The sequence below is a fragment of the Methylobacterium sp. UNC378MF genome (assembly GCF_900103195.1).
GTDB lineage: Bacteria > Pseudomonadota > Alphaproteobacteria > Rhizobiales > Beijerinckiaceae > Methylobacterium.
The window spans coordinates 1-17,587 of the sequence record NZ_FMWU01000054.1; the positions used below are offsets into that span (position 1 = coordinate 1).

Annotated in this window: 17 protein-coding genes and 1 pseudogene; 7 read left to right on the top strand and 11 right to left on the bottom strand. The window is 71.9% G+C overall.

Features of this window, described 5'->3' with window-relative positions; all coding sequences use genetic code 11:
- The 10 genes and pseudogenes from BLT59_RS29635 to BLT59_RS29680 all read right to left on the bottom strand — a co-directional run.
- A pseudogene (locus tag BLT59_RS29635) lies at positions 1-423 on the bottom strand (pyrroloquinoline-quinone synthase PqqC); the annotation flags it as partial.
- Positions 424-608: 185 nt separating this feature from the next.
- Positions 609-1,508: a pyrroloquinoline quinone biosynthesis protein PqqB gene (gene pqqB, locus BLT59_RS29640; protein ID WP_091789636.1), complete on the bottom strand. Its 900-nt coding sequence runs from the start codon at positions 1,506-1,508 to the stop codon at positions 609-611.
- A gap of 33 nt (positions 1,509-1,541) precedes the next feature.
- The gene (pqqA, locus tag BLT59_RS29645) at positions 1,542-1,631 is read right to left on the bottom strand and encodes a pyrroloquinoline quinone precursor peptide PqqA (protein ID WP_012317526.1); all 90 of its coding nucleotides are present in this window, start codon (positions 1,629-1,631) and stop codon (positions 1,542-1,544) included.
- 224 nt (positions 1,632-1,855) lie between these two features.
- The gene (locus BLT59_RS29650) at positions 1,856-2,560 is read right to left on the bottom strand and encodes a response regulator transcription factor (protein WP_020091831.1); all 705 of its coding nucleotides are present in this window, start codon (positions 2,558-2,560) and stop codon (positions 1,856-1,858) included.
- Positions 2,557-4,191: a sensor histidine kinase gene (locus BLT59_RS29655; protein ID WP_091789639.1), complete on the bottom strand. Its 1,635-nt coding sequence runs from the start codon at positions 4,189-4,191 to the stop codon at positions 2,557-2,559. The genes BLT59_RS29650 and BLT59_RS29655 overlap by 4 nt, the downstream gene beginning before the upstream one ends.
- A gap of 78 nt (positions 4,192-4,269) precedes the next feature.
- The gene (locus tag BLT59_RS29660; RefSeq protein WP_012317529.1) at positions 4,270-4,476 is read right to left on the bottom strand and encodes a hypothetical protein; all 207 of its coding nucleotides are present in this window, start codon (positions 4,474-4,476) and stop codon (positions 4,270-4,272) included.
- 84 nt (positions 4,477-4,560) lie between these two features.
- Complete coding sequence (locus BLT59_RS29665) at positions 4,561-5,355, bottom strand: formylmethanofuran dehydrogenase subunit C (RefSeq protein ID WP_091789642.1); 795 nt, start codon at positions 5,353-5,355, stop codon at positions 4,561-4,563.
- A gap of 3 nt (positions 5,356-5,358) precedes the next feature.
- On the bottom strand, positions 5,359-6,306 hold the full coding sequence (gene fhcD / locus BLT59_RS29670) for a formylmethanofuran--tetrahydromethanopterin N-formyltransferase (protein WP_091789645.1): 948 nt from the start codon (positions 6,304-6,306) through the stop codon (positions 5,359-5,361).
- A gap of 27 nt (positions 6,307-6,333) precedes the next feature.
- Positions 6,334-7,980, bottom strand: a complete 1,647-nt coding sequence (locus BLT59_RS29675) for a formylmethanofuran dehydrogenase subunit A (RefSeq protein WP_091789648.1) — start codon at positions 7,978-7,980, stop codon at positions 6,334-6,336.
- On the bottom strand, positions 7,974-9,044 hold the full coding sequence (locus BLT59_RS29680) for a molybdopterin-binding domain-containing protein (RefSeq protein ID WP_091789651.1): 1,071 nt from the start codon (positions 9,042-9,044) through the stop codon (positions 7,974-7,976). Before BLT59_RS29680 ends, BLT59_RS29675 begins: the two co-directional genes overlap by 7 nt.
- 499 nt (positions 9,045-9,543) lie before the next feature.
- Between BLT59_RS29680 and BLT59_RS29685 the strand changes: the two genes are divergently transcribed.
- The 7 genes from BLT59_RS29685 to fae all read left to right on the top strand — a co-directional run bounded on the left by BLT59_RS29685 (position 9,544) and on the right by fae (position 16,259).
- Positions 9,544-10,521, top strand: a complete 978-nt coding sequence (locus BLT59_RS29685) for a beta-ribofuranosylaminobenzene 5'-phosphate synthase family protein (RefSeq protein WP_091789654.1) — start codon at positions 9,544-9,546, stop codon at positions 10,519-10,521.
- An 86-nt stretch (positions 10,522-10,607) separates the two neighbouring features.
- Positions 10,608-11,501, top strand: a complete 894-nt coding sequence (locus BLT59_RS29690; RefSeq protein WP_091789657.1) for an NAD(P)-dependent methylenetetrahydromethanopterin dehydrogenase — start codon at positions 10,608-10,610, stop codon at positions 11,499-11,501.
- A gap of 22 nt (positions 11,502-11,523) precedes the next feature.
- Entirely contained in the window at positions 11,524-12,675 is a 1,152-nt protein-coding gene (locus tag BLT59_RS29695; protein WP_091789662.1) for an ATP-grasp domain-containing protein, read from the top strand.
- Positions 12,672-13,646 (top strand): methenyltetrahydromethanopterin cyclohydrolase, encoded by a 975-nt coding sequence (gene mch, locus BLT59_RS29700; protein WP_091789664.1) that lies wholly within the window; start codon positions 12,672-12,674, stop codon positions 13,644-13,646. Before BLT59_RS29695 ends, mch begins: the two co-directional genes overlap by 4 nt.
- Before the next feature lie 110 nt (positions 13,647-13,756).
- Complete coding sequence (locus tag BLT59_RS29705; protein ID WP_091789666.1) at positions 13,757-14,665, top strand: ATP-grasp domain-containing protein; 909 nt, start codon at positions 13,757-13,759, stop codon at positions 14,663-14,665.
- Positions 14,662-15,510, top strand: a complete 849-nt coding sequence (locus BLT59_RS29710; protein ID WP_091789669.1) for a triphosphoribosyl-dephospho-CoA synthase — start codon at positions 14,662-14,664, stop codon at positions 15,508-15,510. Before BLT59_RS29705 ends, BLT59_RS29710 begins: the two co-directional genes overlap by 4 nt.
- Before the next feature lie 236 nt (positions 15,511-15,746).
- Entirely contained in the window at positions 15,747-16,259 is a 513-nt protein-coding gene (gene fae, locus BLT59_RS29715) for a 5,6,7,8-tetrahydromethanopterin hydro-lyase (protein WP_012317540.1), read from the top strand.
- Between the two features lie 491 nt (positions 16,260-16,750).
- Here the strand turns inward: fae and groEL are convergent.
- A partial coding sequence (groEL, locus tag BLT59_RS29720) for a chaperonin GroEL (RefSeq protein ID WP_139174155.1) occupies positions 16,751-17,587 on the bottom strand: 837 nt, incomplete at its 5' end.

Below are 17,587 nucleotides of genomic sequence, written 5' to 3' on the forward strand. Positions count from 1 at the left end.
ATGGACATAGGCCTCGACCGAGAACTTCGTGGCCGAGAGGATGCCGCGGGTCGACAGCACGTAGGCGCGGTCGAAGCCGACGCCCTCGGCCAGCTTGAGCCAGCGCTCGATGCCGCCGTCGCCCTCGTGGTCGCCGTCATGGTCGACGATGCGCTGGCGCCAGATCCGCCGCAGCGACGCGTCGGTCATGCGCGCCAGCACGGCGGCGTCCTTCACCGGGATCATCGCCTGGTAGTAGTAGCGGTTCAGCGCCCAGGCCCGGACCTGATCCTTCGACAACTTGCCGTCGTGTAGCAGCCGGTGAAACGGGTGCAGGTTGTGGTAGCGGCGCGCGCCGATGTCGCGCAGGGCCGCCTCCAGCTCTTCGGCACTCAGGAGACGCTGGCTGTCGGCCGCGTCAGGGGTCGGAAAGATGGCGTTCATGGCGTGTCCGGCGTCCGTCCTCAGGTCGCGTTTCCTGTATTCCGATCCCGCCCTCGTCCGCGGGGCGACTGTCCGGGCTCAGCAACGATATAGTGCTGGTCCCCCCGGCACCCAACCGTCGCCGGCGGCGGTCCGTCGCGCATATGGCCGCGGCGCGGCGCTCCGGCAGACCCCGACGCGGCGTTCTAGAGCGACAGGCTCAGCCCGTCGTGCGCCACGGTCCAGCCGGCCGCCTCGACATCCGCCCGTTCCCGCGATCCTTCGACGAGGACCGGGTTGGTGTTGTTGATATGGACGAAGATGCGGCGCCCGAGCTCGACCGCGGCCAGGGCGTCGATCGACCCGTTCTCGCCGCGCATCGGAACGTGGCCCATGCGCCAGCCGGTCTTGGTGCCGACGCCGGCCCGGATCATGTCGTCGTCGTGCAGGACGGTCCCGTCGAACAGCAGCGCGTCCACGCCGGCGATCCGCGCGCGCAGGCCATCGGTCACCCGGGCACAGCCGGGGATGTAGGCAAGGCGGCGCCCGCCGGCCCCGATGAGGGCACCGACCGTGGTCTCGGTCTCAGCGCCGATCTCCATGGTCTCGTCCTCGAGCCAGAGCGGCACCTTACCGGGCACCGGGAAGAGGGTGACCGACAGGCCGGGGAGGGGCTCGAAGCGCTGGTCCATGCCGATCGGCTGCCGGCCGACGACGCCCTCGGCCATCACGTCGAAGACGCGGTTGGCATTGACCGAGTCGAGGATGCCGCGCGTCCCGTAGAGGGTGAAGGGCTGACCCTCGCGCAAGGTCAGGAGACCCGCCACGTGATCGACGTCGCCGTTGGTCAGGAGGACGGCGCGGATGGGCGAGTGGCGCAGGCCCTCGCGCGGGTGCATCTGCGGATTGTCGAAGAGTTGTTGCCGGATGTCCGGCGAGGCGTTGATCAGCAGCCAATCCGACCCGTCCGCGGAGACCGCGATGCTCGACTGGGTCCGGGGCCGCACCCGGTCCGGCTCGGACCGTGCCAGCGTGCAGATGGGGCAGCGGCAATTCCACTGGGGAAGGCCGCCGCCGGCCGCGGAACCGAGGATCACGACGCGCATGGTGCGGCTCCCGAGATCCCCGGCCCGTAAAACTCAGTTGAAGGTGTCGATCTCGGCCGACTCGTAGCTCGTCACTTCCATGCCGACGCAGATCTCAGACACGATCGGGGCAGCCCACTTCATGGTGTTTCTCCTCAGGCGATATCTTCACCGAGCGTCACGCGGTTCCTAAGAGGACCCTAAGACACTGATGGCGCTCTCATTTCCGGCGCGAGAGAGGTATCGACGATTCACGCGTGGGCTTCAAGCACTAAGTTGCCGGATCCTCCCAAATTTTTCGTGAGAGACTACCTAAACGCCCGGAAACCATCGCGAAACGGACCGCGCTGCGACTAAAGTACAATGGCTCACTGGCGGAAGTCGGGACCGCGCAGTTCAAGCATGAATCCTTTGCCCCGCACGGTGACGAGGCCCGGACCGCCGTAGCGTACGAAATCGGCCATCTTTGAGCGCAGATAGCCGATATAGACGTCGACCACGTTGAGGGAGAGCCCGCCCTGGCTCGCCCAGAGCCGGTCGAAGATGTCGGCGCGGGAGACCGGTTTGCCGATATTCTCCATCAGCATGGCGAGGAGGTCGGCCTCGCGGGGTGTGAGGCGGGCGCTGGCCTCGCCGCAGCTCGCCTGCCGGGTCTCGAGGTCGAGCATCAGCTTGCCGGCGGTGATGCGCGAGCGCGGCGCCTCCGCCTGCTCGCGCCGCATCAGATGGGTCCGCAGGCGGGCGACCAGCTCGTCGAACTCGAAGGGCTTGATGATGTAGTCGTCGGCGCCGAGCGCAAGGCCTTCGGCCCGGTCACGGATCTCGTCCCGGGCGGAGAGGAACAGGATCGCTCCGGGGAAGCCGCCCTCCCGCAGCGACCGGCAGACGTCGTGGCCCGAACCGTCCGGGAGATTGATGTCGAGGAGCACGGCGCCAGGGGCCGGATCGTGGGCGGCCTTCAGCGCCTCGTCCACGCAGGCCGCCGTCCCGACCTCGAATCCCTCAGCTTCGAGGCCCCGAGCCAGGAGGCCGCGGATGTCGATATCGTCCTCGACGATCAGGATCCGCGTCATGCGGCCGACTCCTTCACCGGGGCGCCGACGGCAGCGCCGTCGATCGGACCCGTTTCCCATGCCGGATCGCAGGCCGGGATGTCCAGGGTGACCCGGGCCCCGCGCCCGTCCGGCCCAGGGCCGAGTCGGATCGTGCCGCCGTGCTGCTCGACGATCCACCGCGCCAGGGCGAGCCCGATGCCGAACCCGGTCTCGTCCGGTCCGGCGCCGGAGCCGCGCTTGAAGCGCTCGAACAGCGCGTCCTCGGACGCGCCGAAGCCGGGACCGTCATCCGTGACGGTGATCCGTCCGAGCGGCCCCGGGCCTGCCGCAAGGGCGACATCGACCCGGGTGAGGCCGGTGGCATGGCGGAGCGCGTTGTCGATGAGACTCTCGACTGTCTGGCGCAGCCACTCGCGGTCGGCAAGGCTCTCGACGTCCGCGGTGCCGGGATCGAGGGCGATGCCGACCCGGCGGCGCGCCGCCTCGGAGCTCATGTTGTCCACGGCCTCCGCGAGGACCTGGGCGAGCCCCAGACGGCGCTTGTCGAACGCGATCTCGCCGGATTCCGAGCGGGCGACGCGGAGAAGGTCCTCGACGCGCAGCTTGAGGCGCTGCGCCCGCTTCTTGATCGTCGCAAAGACAGGCTCCGGATCGGCGCCCCGGGACGCGCCGCGCAGGGCGAGGTCGCACTCGCCCAGGATCACCGTCAGGGGCGTGCGCAGCTCGTGGCTGACATCGGCGAAGAAGCGGCGGCGGGACTGATCGACGGCCTCCAGCCGGGCGTTGGCGGCGCGCAGGTCGGCTGTGCGCGCCGCGACGGTGTCCTCCAGCGCCGCCCGGTCGGCCGCGACGCGCGATTCCCGCCGTGCCAGCCGAGCGGCCATGCGGTTGACGTTGGTCATCAGCAGGCCGAGCTCGTCCCGCGTGGCAACCGAGAGGCGCGTATCGAGGGCGCCGTGGCCGATGGCGCTCGCGGCCCGGCGGACCTCCTCGATGCGGGCCAGGGTCGGCCGTGTGACGCCCCGGTAGAGGATCGCCAGCAGCACGAGGGCCGCCGCCACCGCGGCGGCGGCGGCGAGGCGCAGGCGTGCCGACAGCGCCCGGGCCTGCTCGGAGCCGAGGGCCATGCTGCGCCGCTCAGCCTCGATAAGGAACGACAGGGGCTGGCCGGTCATGGCGCCGAAGCCGTTGAGCGCGCCCTTGATCGCGTCCTGGCGCCGCTCCGGTTCCGTCTGGCGGCTGATCAGCGCCACCTGCCGGTCGAGCACGGCGCGGGCCGCGCGCAACTGCGCCATGGGGCGCGTGCGGGCAGCGTACTGCATTCGGTCGGCTGGGTCGTCGCTCGGCGGGAAGCTCTTGGCGAGCGCCTCGTCCACGGTGGTCAGGGCGCGGTCGGCATTGTCGCGGGCGATCGCCATCGCCTCCGGCTGGCCATCGGGATTGCCGACCGTCTCCACGGCCGCGAGACCGAACTGCGTGAGCCGGCCGGACAGCTCGGCCAGCAGTTCAAGCCGTCGCTGGGCCTCGAGAGTCCGGTCGACGGTCCGCTCCGCTGCCCCGATCGCCGCCAGCGCGGCCGCCGCGGCCAGCACCACCACGATGGCGGTGCCGCCGAGCAGCAGCGCGAAGCGGACCTTCAGCGAGCGCATCGTCCCTGTCCCGCCCTCAATCCCGCTCCCCGGGCGAACCCGAGCATGGCACCGCCGGGGCGCCGAACCAAGCTCGCGTCACAGGTCCTTCGGCAGGCTTCCCTTGGCGGCGCAGCGCCACCGCTCCACGTGCCACTCGGGATGCGCGGCCTGCCATGTCGCGAGCGCGCTCTGCGAGTTGCGCAGGCACACGAAGGGGCTCGATTTCTCGAAGGACATCTCGATCCGGTCCTCGCGGCAGGTCGAGGGCTGGGCGACGAGACAGATCGACAGCAGCAGAAGCATGGGCGCCTCCCCGGGCCGCCGGCCTCGAACGGGCCGGCTTGTCGGGGAGCATAGGACGGCCCCGCGCCCCTTGCCCAGGCGGCGTCAGGCCGCGACCCAGATCTCGCCCTTGGCGATCGTCGCGAGATCGCCGGAATAGCGGCGCAGCGGCTTGCCGAGGAGGTCGGCGTGCTCGGCGCTCAGGCTCCGCAGGGCCGTGGCCAGCAGCCTCAGGAACACGAGGTCGTGGGTCCCGGTCTCCACGAAGGTGGGCGACATCCGGCCGTGCGTGCCGACCAGGAGCGTCCCGCGGCGCATGCCGAAGCCGGGATGGTCGCCGACCGCGAGCGCCGCGAGGGTGCCGGCGATCATGCGCGAGCCCGCGAAGGCGCCCGCGCGCCCGGCCACGATCGTCCCGCGCCGCATCCGGTCGCCGAGATGCGCGCCGGCCGCGCCGCGGATGATCAGCGTCGCACCGTCGAGGCCGGCCTTCGCGGCATAGACCGCACCGCCGGCGTGGTCTCCGGCATCGCCCTCGACGGTGATCGTGCCGCCGGTGGCGCCGGTGGCCGCGTAGGGCCCGGCATTGCCGGCGACGATCAGGCTGCCGCCCGCCATGCCGGCGCCGAGGCGCTGGCCGACATCGCCGGCGACCCGGATCGTGCCCTCGGACAGCGACGCGCCGACCCGGTCGAGGCGCTCGTGGCCGCCCTCGATGGTCAGGGTGTCGGACCTGTCGAGCGCGACCGCGAAGCAGTCGCCGAGACGCACGCCGGTCCGGGTCGTGCCGATCTCGAGGCGCTCGGCCTCGCCCTGGGACAGACGACTCAGGGCGAGCGGGTTGATGTTCAGGAGGTCCAGCCGCTCGGGCGGGGCCGCGCGCAGGGTGAGGGTGCTCACGGCTCAGCCCTCCGGCTTGGCGTCGTCGCGCGCGATCAGGTCGCGCAGATGGTAGTGGTGGCGCCCGAGATTGCCGCCGTAATTGCCGGCCGTCACGGCGATCAGCCCGTGCTTGCCGCCGATCTCCGTGGCGGCGTGCAGGCCGGCGCGCATCGAGTCGGACACGCCCTGCGAGGTGAGGGCGTCGATCACGATCTCCAGCACCACGCCGCACTCGGCCGGGAGCGCCGAGCCGGCGCGGCCCTTGAGGGTCGGGCAGTAGGCGTCGTTGGTCGATGCCATCATGCCCTTCGTCCGGCCGCCGACCTTGGAGCCGGAGCGAACGATGCCGCCTGGGAACGGCAGGATCGCGCCCGGCACCGCCTTGGCGGCCTCCACTGCGATCTCGGCGACCTTCAGCGTCTCGGCGTGGTTGCGCCCGAGGAACAGCAGGTTGCCGCCGCCGACCGCGCCGTCGACGGCCCGGACCGAATCCTCGCAGAGGAACTCGCCGTCCATCACCGGGATGCGCCAGTAGCGGCGGGCCTTGCCGGCGGCGTCGGGCAGGCGCTTGGCCACCGCGAAGCCGTCGCCGAAATAGCGGATCGCGCCCCCGAGCTTGACCTTGGTCGGCCCGTCGACGCCCGCATAGCAGGCGGTGCCCGGGCAGGTGAGGATGCACTGGCCGACGCGCTTGATCAGCTGGTCCTTGAGGCCGTTCGGCTCGAAGCCGAACAGCAGGATGCGCACGCCCGGCCGCCCGTCCGGAGTCTCCTCCGGCGACAGCTCGGCGTCGATGCCGGCCTCGGCGCCGCAGCCGATCACCGAGGTGGCGAAGCCCGTCATCGTTGTCGCGGCGATCATCGCCCACTTGGCGGTGTCGTTCGTGACGATGATGGCCGTGCCGGCCACGTCGAACGCCTCCGCGAAGGTGTCGACGACCGGGATGCCGTTGAGGGTGAGGTCAGACATCGTTCTTCCCGCGGCTCGCCCCGCTGATCACACCCGGCATGGCACCGCCTCGAAATTCTCCGTCCCCTCGCCGAAGGCCGCGTCGGGCACGGCGAAGCTGTCGAGGCCTTCGCCGAACCGCTCCGTGAGGTAGGTGTCAGCCCGCTTCGCCATGGCCTTGTCGGACTCGACGGTCAGCGACAGCGTGCGTCCGGAGCGCCAGTCCACGACCTCGCCGTCCTCGACGATCGGAACGCCGTCCTTCAGGACGAGCTTGGCGGCTGTGAACATCGCGGTGCGGTCGGTGTCGTCGCGGTAGACCGCGACGTCCGCCCGGGCACCGGCCCGCAGGTGGCCGCGGTCGGCGAGGCCGAGGAGCTTCGCCGGCCCGGACCGGGTCAGCTGCGCGATCTCCGAGAGCGTGTACTCGCGCTCCAGCCCCGGGAGGCTCGAGCGTTCGCCGACCACGCTCGGCAAAGTCGCGATCTCGCGGTCGCGCTCCGACTTGTCCATCAGCAGGTGGATGATGCGGGGGTACTGGGTGAACGGACCGCCGTTCGGGTGGTCGGTGGTCAGGATCGTCCGCTCCGGGTCGGTGGAGAGCAGCATGATCTCCAGGCCGATCGCCCATTGCAGCGAGCTGGTCGGGCCCCGGGGCCGGTACAGGAACGGCACCACGCCGCCGCCCTCGGCGTCGCCCGCGTTCACGACCCATTTCTTCGGCTTGGCGCCCTTGCGGCCGGCAAACTGGCGGAGGATGTCGAGGGACACCGTCACGGTCTGGCCGAACACGACCTGCCCGATATCGAGGGTGGCGTTCGGGTTGTCGGCGATCGCCTGCGCGATCCGCTCGGCGGCCGAGCGGAAGCCGCCGGTGCCGGGATTGGCCGGGTCGACCGCGCCGTAGGCGTAGAACTGGGCGTGGGCGAAGTGGATGCGCCGCCCCTCCGCCGCGTCCAGCGTCTCCATGAAGCTGTCGTCGGCCCCGGGCAGGCCGAGGTTGTTGCAGTGGACGTGCAGCGGGTGCGGCACGCCGATCTCCTCGACCGCGTCGAGGAGCGAGCCCATGATCTGCCGGGTCGAGAGCCCGTAGCAGGGGATCTCGTCGTCGAGCGACAGGCGCAGGGCCCCGTCCTTAAAGGCCGAGGCACCGCCCGCGTTGATGCACTTCACCCCGAGCCCTCGGGACTGGGCGACCGACAGGGCGACGAGGTCGCGCACGGCGTTGCCGCCCTGGCGCTCGCGCAGGAGCTGCAGGAGCTGGTCGTCGTTGCCCATCACGGTCAGCGCGCCGCGGTCGAGCAGCGGGATGTCGGCGAGTTCGAGCTGCGTGCCGAGGGCGTGGGTCGGCGGCATCGCCGGCTCGACCGCCGTGGTGTAGCCCATCCGCGCGTAAGTCGAGCCGATCCAGGCCGCCGCCCCGCCCGCATGGGCAAAGGGGTGGCCGTCGGGCGCCGCCTCGCTGACGTAGAGGTCGGGCAGGAGCAGCCGCGAGGTGATCACGTTGCCGCCGGCGATGTGCGAGTGCACCTCGACGCCGCCCGCCATCACCACGCAGCCCGCGGCGTCGATCACCGCGTCGGGCTCGCGGCCCGGCGGATCGATGACGCGGCCGTCCTCGATCCAGACGTCGCCCACGGAATCGCGGGACGCGGTCGGATCGACGACGCGCCCGCCCCGGATCACGCTCAGCATGCGGGTTCACTCCTCGACGCGGCTTGGCCCGTGACCAGGCGTTCTTTGAGGGCGCCCAGCACCGATGCGGCCGACGGCAGATCCGACGGCGCCGAGGCCGGCCAGAAGGTCAGCGCGGCGCGCTGCTCGTTCCACAGCACGCCGCCGTGATCGCGTCCGGGCTGGCCGACCGCGATCACCACCTCGGCGGCCTGCGCCTCGCCGTCGGCGACGAGCGCGACGGACGGGACGCGCGAAAGCCAGTCCGGGCGCGACACCGGGACGGCGCCGAGCCACAGGACGGCGTCGACCTCGCCGGCGGCGACCTGCCGGGCGGCGTCGAAACGCCAGGGATCGTGCTCGGGCACGCGGCGGCCGAATCCGCTGCGCGGCGCCTGCCCGGTGAGCCAGGCCGAGACCGGCACCACCGCCCGGTCCTGGCCGGTGCCGCCGACCGCGAGGGTGAAGCAGCGCGTCGTCTCGCTCAGCTCCATGGCGAGGCCCTGGAGCATCTCGACGCCGACCTCGCCGAGCTCGGCGGCGTCGTAGAGGAGGACGCCGTACTGCGCGGCGGCGAGCCGGGCGGCGATCTGGCCCGGAAGGTCGTCACCGGCGAGGTGGCCGCGGGCGTGGGCGCGCAGCACCCCGACCGCCTCGGTCAGCCCGCCTTCGGCCGGCCAGGACAGCGATGCGGTGGCGTTCGCGCCGACGGCGAGCAGGGCGCGCTCCGACCCGGCGGCGCGACCGCGGCTCGGCTTGGCGTCGATCAGGCGCTTCAGGATCGGCGCCTGCCAGGGGGCGGCGCCCACCACCAGGACCACGTCCGCGCGCCCGACGGCCTCGGCCGGCGTCGAGGTCAGCGCCCCGACCCGGCTCAGCGATCCGAGTTCCGCGTAGGTGCCGGCCGAGCCGGCGGTGTCGACGGAGGCGCCGATGCGCCCCGCGAGATCGTAGGCCGCGCGGATCGCGGCCACGTCGGCGCTGAGGCCGGCGATCACCGGCGCGCGCGCCTTGGCGAGCAGGGATGCGGCCGCCTCGATGGCGGTGCCCGCGTCCGTCGCGCCACCCTTCACCCAGGCTGCCATGCTCCCTCTCGCAACGTTCTTGCTTGGTTTCGGAGCGGGCGACGGCCGTAAGACCGGACGAAGCGGGTGCCCCTCGAGCCCGAGGGTTCCCCACCGAATCGGAATGGCCCATCCGCCCGGCATGTCCGGGCAGGCGGCAAACTCGGCGCGCCGTCGCGGTCCTAGGTTTGCCTTCATCCGCGCACCGCGGCAAGGGGGTCCGGCGGCGATGAACGTCGGGAAGTGGATTGCGCGGACCGGTTTGCCGCTTTGCGACTGCTCGTGCTGGATCCCGGATCGCATTCCGCTGGCGCTGCGTGCGGACCGGATCAGGATGAGCTCTCCCATCGCGGCCGTCCGCCTGGGCAGACGCGGCGACGAGGGAGCACGAACTGGCTCAGGGTCCGGGAATTGCCGTGGCAGCGGCGCGATCCGCGCGTGTCCACGTTGCCGGACCCAAAGCCACGTGTGAAAAGCGCGCCGCGCATGCGCCGGGCCTGCGGGATTCGAGGAAAGTGTGTTGGGCGAGGTCCCCGAGCGAGACGAGATGACGGCGGACGGGGCCGTGCGGGTCGAGGCGCCGGCGCGGCTGCATTTCGGGTTCCTGGACCTGCATGGCGGGCTCGGACGCCGCTTCGGCAGCATCGGCCTCGCCATCGACGCGCCGTCCCTGGCTCTCACCGCCCGCCGGTCGGAGCGACCATCGGTGGAGGGTCCCGAGGCCGAACGTGTGCGCGGCTATATCGAGGCGGCAGCCGCCCATCTCGGGCGCGGCGCGGACGTGGCCATCAATGTCGAGCGGGTGATCCCGGCCCATGCCGGGTTCGGCTCTGGCACGCAGCTCGCCCTCGCGGTCGCGGCCGCGATGGCGCGCCTGAACGGCGAGCCCTTCGCGGCGGATGCCTTCGCGGCGACCCTGGACCGGGGCAACCGGTCCGGCGTCGGCCTGTGCGCCTTCACGGAAGGCGGCCTGATCGTCGACGGCGGTCGCGGTGCGGATGGCGGGCCGCCACCGGTGATCGCGCGCCTGCCCTATCCCGAGGCCTGGCGGATCGTCCTGATCCTCGATCCGAGCATGGCCGGCGTGCACGGGACGCGCGAGGTCGAGGCCTTCCGCGACCTGCCGCGCTTCCCCGAGGCGCAGGCGGCCGAGATCTGCCGGATCGCGCTGATGCAGGTCCTGCCCGCTGTCGCCCTGGCGGAGCCGCAGGGCTTCGGCGCCGGCATCACCCGGATCCAGACGCTGATCGGCGATCATTTTGCGCCCCACCAGGGCGGCCGCTACGCCAGCGCCGCGGTGGCGGAAGCGCTCGCCAGCGTCGCCGCGCAGGGCATAGCGGGTTACGGCCAATCCTCCTGGGGTCCGACCGGCTTCGCGCTGGTCCCCTCCGAGTCCGAGGCCCGCGCCCTGGTGGCGAGCCTGGACCGGGGCGGCCCCCTCCGCTTCGTCATTGCCCTGGGCCGCAACAGTGGCGCTTCGGTAACCGGTCCGGCGTGAGCCGGCGGCTCCGGGCTTGACCCGGGGCACCGCTCCGGGTTTGGACGAGGGAAAGACGCATCTGTCGCGCGCTGCACGAGGATTCCATGGCCCGCTCGATCCTCCACATGCTGACGCCGCTCCGGCACATGAGCCCGTTCGACGTGAACATGGCCGTGGATGCCGGCTTCGAGACGGTGGTGACCTACACGGAGGTCAGCCTCGCCGACGTGGTCTCGCTGACCCAGGATTCGATCTTCTCGCGGTCGCCGGCCGACGGTACGCGGACCGGCATCTTCATCGGCGGCAAGAACGCCGAGGACGCCCTCGACATGGTCGACCGGGCCAAGAAGGCCTTCGTGCCGCCCTTCGTGAACCACGTCTTCGCCGACCCGGCGGGCTCGTTCACCACCGGCGCCGCCATGGTGGCGCAGGTCTCCCGCGCCCTGCGGCAGAAGTTCAACACCGACCTCACGGGCAAGCGCATCGTGATCTTCGGCGGCGCGGGCGTCGTCGCCTACGTGGCCGCGGTGATCGGCGCCCTTCAGGGCGCCACCACCGTGCTGGTCGGCCATGACGGCGAGGAGCGCGTCTCGAAAATCGCCTTCACGATGAAGTGGCGCTTCGGCATCGAGGTCGGCGCCGTCGACGGCACGACGCCCGACGATCGCCGCGCCGCCATCCGCGACGCCGACGTGATCCTCTCGGCTGGGCCGGCGGGCATCCCGATCCTCACCGCGGAGGATCTGGAATCGGCGCCGAAACTCCTCGTCGCCTCGGACGTCAACGCCGTGCCGCCCGCCGGCATCGCGGGGATCGACGTCAACGCGGTGGACGTCGCGCTGCCCACCGGCAAGGGCGTCGGCATCGGCGCGCTGGCCGTCGGCAACGTGAAGTACCAGACGCAGCGGCGCCTGTTCGACCGGATGCTCGCCTCCGACACGCCGCTCTGCCTCGACTTCCGCGACGCCTACGCGCTCGCGGTGGAGATCGCCGGCTAGGCCGCTCCCGGACCGGATTCCGATGGCGGATGCGGTCCTGATCGCCGCGCAGGCCGGGCGCGCCCTGGCCGAGGCGGCGCGGCGCGCCGGGCTCCGCCCTTACGTCGCCGACCTGTTCGGCGATTCCGACACCCGCCTCCTGGCCGAGGCCTACCGGCCATTGCCGGGCCGGTTCGGCACCGCCCCCGCCGCCGACGCCACCCTGGCGGCCATCGACGACCTCGCCGCGCGGGCCGGGCGCCCGGTCGGCCTGATCCTGGGCAGCGGCTTCGAGGACGCGCCGGACCTGATCGCGCGCCTCGCCGCGCGTCACCGGCTGATCGGCGCCTCGGCCGGGGCCGTTGCCACCCTCAAGGATCCCCTGGCCTTCGCCGCCCTGTGCGCGCGCCTCGGCGTGCCGCACCCAACCGTGGCGACCGAGCCGCCGGCGCACCCGGCGGCCTGGCTGATCAAGCGGGTCGGGGGCTCCGGCGGCAGCCACATCCGGCCGGCCACCCGGTCGCTCGCGCCGGCAGGCCACTACCTCCAGGCGCGCGTGCCCGGGCGGCCGCACGCCCTGAATTTCCTCGCCGATGGGCGCACCATCCGCATCCTCGCAGTCACCGAGCAATGGTGCGCGCCGTCAGCGATCCGCCCATACCGCTACGCCGGAGCCCTGTCCCGCGGCATCGGCGTGTCCCCGGCGCTTCCCGCCCACGTCGTGGCGGCCGTCGCCTGCGGGACCGAGCGGATCGTCGCCGCGACGGGCCTGCGCGGCCTCGCGAGCGCCGATCTGCTGGTCGACGGGACCGACTGGTGGCTCACCGAGATCAACCCGCGGCCCGGCGCGACGCTCGACATCCTCGACCGGCGCGGGACGCCGCTGCTCGCGGCCCACATCGCCGCCTGTCTCGGCACGATGCCGGATCCCGGTGCGCATCCGGCGGGTGCGGCGGCCGCACAGATCTGTTACGCCGACCGTGAGCTTGCGCCTGTGCCGGACCTCGATTGGCCGGACTGCGTGCGCGACCGCCCGTGCCCAGGCTCGGTGGTCCGCCGCGACGCGCCGCTCTGCACGGTGCTGGCCGAAGGCGCGGACCGGGCGGAGGTGCTCGCCCTGTTGGAAACGCGGACGGCACACCTGCGGGCCGTCTGCGCGGCGAAGAAAACACACCCCGAGGAAGCCCCGTCATGAGTGCCAGCCAATCCTATCCCAGCATCAACGCGCTCTCAGGCCCGCTGGTCGAGCGGCTCGTGGCCGACGCCGCGACGCTGCGGCTCTCCGTGTCGCAGGCCGCCGGCGGCCCCCGCATGGTCGATGCCGGCGCGCAGGCGCGGGGCTCGATCGAGGCCGGGCGGCGCATCGCCGAGATCTGCCTCGGCGGGCTCGGCACCGTCACCATCGCGCCGAGCGGGCCGATCGCGTCCTGGCCGTACTCGGTGACCGTGCATTCCGCCGACCCGGTGCTCGCCTGCCTGGGCAGCCAGTACGCGGGCTGGAGCCTCGCGGACGAGACCGGTGATTCCGGATTCTTCGCCCTCGGCTCGGGCCCGGGCCGCGCGGTGGCGGCCGTCGAGGACCTGTACCAGGAGCTCGGCTTCCGCGATTCCGCCACCAAGACCGCCCTCGTGCTCGAAGCGGCGGGCGGACCGCCCGAGAGCGTCGTCGCCAAGGTCGCCGAAGCCTCCGGCGTGAAGCCCGAGGACCTGACGTTCATCTTCGCGCCGACCCAGAGCCTGGCCGGCTCCACCCAGGTGGTGGCCCGCGTCCTCGAGGTCGCCCTTCACAAGGCCCACACGGTCGGCTTCGACCTGCACGCCATCGTGGACGGAATCGGCTCGGCGCCGCTGTCGCCGCCGCACCCGGACTTCATCAAGGCGATGGGCCGGACCAACGACGCGATCATCTACGGCGGGCGGGTCCAGCTCTTCGTGGATGCCGACGACGCCGACGCCAAGCAGCTCGCCGAGCAGCTGCCCTCGACGACCTCGAGCGACCACGGCGCGCCCTTCGCCGAGATCTTCGCGCGGGTGAACGGCGACTTCTACAAGATCGACGGCGCCCTGTTCTCGCCGGCCGAGGCGATCGTCACCTCGGTGCGCTCCGGCGCAACCTATCGCGGCGGTCGCCTGGAGCCGACGCTGGTGGACGCGTCCTTCGCCTGAAAGGCGAGCCGGGCTCCCTCTCCCGCGCGGGACGGGGAGCCCGGACCCGCTCAGTGATGTCTCCCTGGGCCGTCCCGGAGGCGGGCGGCGCCGTGACGATCAGGACCCCCATGCGCATCGGGCTCGCGGCCGATAACGGCACCTGGCACAAGAACCGCCTGCTCGCGGCCCTGCGCGCGAGCGGCGTCGAGCCGGTGCTGTTCTCCCTCGCCGATGTGGCCGTCGTGACGGGCGGCGGCGAGCCCCTGCGCGTGCCGGGCTTCCCCGACGCCCTGCCGGACGGCGTGCTGATGCGGACCATCGCGGGCGGCACCTTCGAGGCGACGACGATGCGGCTCGGCGTGCTGCATGCCCTGGTCGCCGCGGGGGTCACGGTCTGGAACGCGCCGACTGCCATCGAGCGCTCGGTCGACAAGGCGGCGACCTCGCTTCTGATCGACCGGGCCGGGCTGCCCACGCCGGCGACCTGGGTGTTCTCGAAGCGCGAGGCGGCCGCGACCCTGGTCGCCGCCGAGGCCCGGCCGGGCGCGCCGCTGGTGCTGAAGCCGCTGTTCGGCTCCCAGGGCGAGGGGCTCGCCCTGATCGAGCGCCCGGAGGACCTGCCCGACGAGGAGGCGGTGGCGCGGGTCTACTACCTCCAGCGCTACGTGCCGCGCCGGGACGGCCTGTGGCGCGACTACCGGGTGTTCGTCTGCGACGGCCGGGCGATCGCCGGCATGATCCGCGAGGGCGACGGCTGGATCACCAACGTCCACAGGGGCGGCCGGCCACTCCCCTGGGCGATGCCGCGCGCCGCAGCCGAACTGGCCGAGGCGGCCGCCGCCGCGGTCGGTGTCGATTATTCCGGTGTCGACCTCGTCGAGGACGGGGAGGGCGGGTTCTCGGTCCTCGAGGTCAATTCCATGCCGGCTTGGTCGGGACTCCAGACCGTGTGCGAGACCGACATCGCCGCGGCGGTGGTGCGCGGCTTCCTCGCCGCGACCCGCAGCGCCAGCCGCCCCCGGCTCGTCGTCGCATGACCGGGCCCTGCGCGAGCGGCCTCGACGCGGCTCTGATCGGCACGCTCTACCGGGCCGCCTGCCTCGCGGAGCTCGACGCCCTCAAGCCGGGCAATGTCCACGCCTACGCGGCCGGCCACCGGATGGTGCTGGCGGATTTCATGACGAGCGCCGACGTTTCGGCGCCGGCCCTCGCCCGGGCGGGCGACGGCGTCGGCGCACGGGTGCACGACGGTGTCGCCGCCACGATGGCGGCGGTAGGCCAGAACACAAATCTCGGCATCCTGCTCCTCTGCGCACCCCTGGCAGTCGCCGCGGAGCGAAACCAGACCGTCGCGACGGTGCTCGAATACCTGGACGGCGCGGATACGGAGGCCGTCTTCGCGGCGATCCGCCTCGCCAATCCGGGCGGGCTCGGCCAGGCCGAGCGGCACGACGTCGCGAACGCCGCGCCCGGCTCCCTGCGCGACGCCATGGCGGAGGCCGCCGGTCGGGACCGGATCGCCCGCGCCTACATGACGGATTTCGCGGACGTGCCGGCGATCGGGCTCGCCGCCCTGGAGGAGGCCCGCGCCGCGGGACTTGACGCCACCTGGTGCACGACCGCGATCCATCTGGCTTTTCTCCGATCCGTTCCCGACAGCCACATCGCCCGCAAGCACGGCGCGGCCCTGGCAGAGCGTATTCGGGACGAAGCCGCGTGCAGTCTCACCGGGATCGACCTCGCCGCACGCCCGATCGACAGGCTCCTCGCTTTCGACGCGTCCCTGAAAGCGCGGAACATCAATCCCGGCACGAGCGCGGATTTCACCGTCGCAACGCTGTTCTGGGACGCACTTTCGGCCGCCGGCGCGCGACTGGCATGAACGGCGCGCACGTTCCGGTGTTCCCGGACCAAGGGATAGAAATTCCTTCGTGTCAGGGCGTTGCGCGGGTTGTGAGCCGCAGGGCCCCGCTGTAGGGTCCGCCGCGCTGTCCGGCCCAACCGGCTCGGCCCATCCGGCTCGGCCGGCATGGTCGGGCGCCGATAACAAGGATGGCTTCCCGGCCGCGGCACCGCCCGGCGCGCGGCTCTATTTCGGAATCCAGGGAGAGACACCGAATGGCGAAGATCACCAAGGTTCAGGTCGGCGAAGCGCTCGTCGGCGACGGCAACGAGGTCGCCCACATTGACCTCATCATCGGACCGCGCGGTTCGCCCGCCGAGACGGCTTTCTGCAACGGCCTCGTGAACAACAAGCACGGCTTCACCAGCCTGCTCGCGGTCATCGCGCCGAACCTGCCGTGCAAGCCGAACACCCTGATGTTCAACAAGGTCACCATCAACGACGCCCGTCAGGCCGTCCAGATGTTCGGCCCGGCCCAGCACGGCGTTGCCAAGGCCGTGCAGGACGCGGTGGCCGAGGGCATCATCCCGGCGGACGAAGCCGACGACCTGTACATCCTGGTCGGCGTGTTCATCCACTGGGAGGCGGCCGACGACGCCAAGATCCAGAAGTACAACTACGAGGCGACCAAGCTGTCGATCCAGCGCGCCGTCAACGGCGAGCCGAAGGCTTCGACGGTCACCGAGCAGCGCAACTCCGCGCAGCACCCCTTCGCCGCCAACGCTTAGATCGGGGACGGTCCTGGGCAGAGCGAGCCTCCGCCCGCACCGCGGGGCCTGCTCCAGCGACTGGCTTCGATCTTTCTTGGCCGATAATTAGGCCTCTGAACGGGACGGCGCGAGCCGTCCCGTTTTTTGTGTGTCGCCCGCGCTTCGGCCCGTCCGTTGCGACCGGCTCCATAGCACTGCCCGACCGCCGTGCCCGCGAACGCGGCGTAGCGAGCCGGCGGTACGCGTCCGACGTTGCGCGGCCCCCGGTCGCCCCACCGCACTCGCCACGACGGTGTGTGCCTCGCGAGGGCCGAGACGGCCGGTCAGCCCGGTACGCGCAGGTGCGCGATCTCCAGTAAGGCCTCGATCGCCTCTCGACGCTGCGACAGGATCGGGCGCCGCCGATTCGGCGTCGGGTTCGCGTCGCGCTGTCGGGCAGCGCCATCGCCAAAGGAAAAGGGGCCGCCTTTCGGCGACCCCCTTCCTTCGTCTCGACGGGTTGCGTGGACTTAGAAGTCCATGCCGCCCATGCCGCCACCCGGCATCGCCGGAGCAGGGCTGTCCTTCTTCGGCGCGTCGGCGACCATCGCCTCGGTGGTCACCAGCAGGCCGGCCACGGAAGCGGCGTCCTGCAGGGCGGTGCGAACCACCTTGGCCGGGTCGACGATGCCGGCCTGGATCATGTCGACATACTCTTCGGTCTGGGCGTTGAAGCCGAAGGTCGAGCCGCCGTTGTCGGTGATCTTGCCGACCACGATCGAGCCCTCGACGCCCGCGTTCGAGGCGATCTGACGGATCGGGGCCTCAAGCGCCTTCAGGACGATCTTGATGCCGGCCTGCACGTCCGGGATCTCGGACTTCAGCTCGGCGACCGCCTTCTTGGCGAGCAGGAGGGCGACGCCGCCGCCGGGAACGATGCCTTCCTCGACCGCCGCGCGGGTGGCGTTGAGGGCGTCGTCGACGCGGTCCTTCTTCTCCTTGACCTCGACCTCGGTCGCGCCGCCGACGCGGATCACCGCGACGCCGCCCGCGAGCTTGGCCAGACGCTCCTGCAGCTTCTCACGGTCGTAGTCCGAGGTGGTCTCCTCGATCTGCGCCTTGATCTGCGAGATGCGGCCCTCGATGTCGGACTTCTCGCCGACGCCGTCGATGATCGTGGTGTTCTCCTTCTCGATGCGCACGCGCTTGGCGCGGCCGAGCATGGGGAGCGTCACGTTCTCGAGCTTGATGCCGAGATCCTCGGCGATCATCTGGCCCTTGGTCAGGATCGCGATGTCCTCGAGCATCGCCTTGCGGCGGTCACCGAAGCCCGGCGCCTTGACGGCCGCGACCTTCAGGCCGCCGCG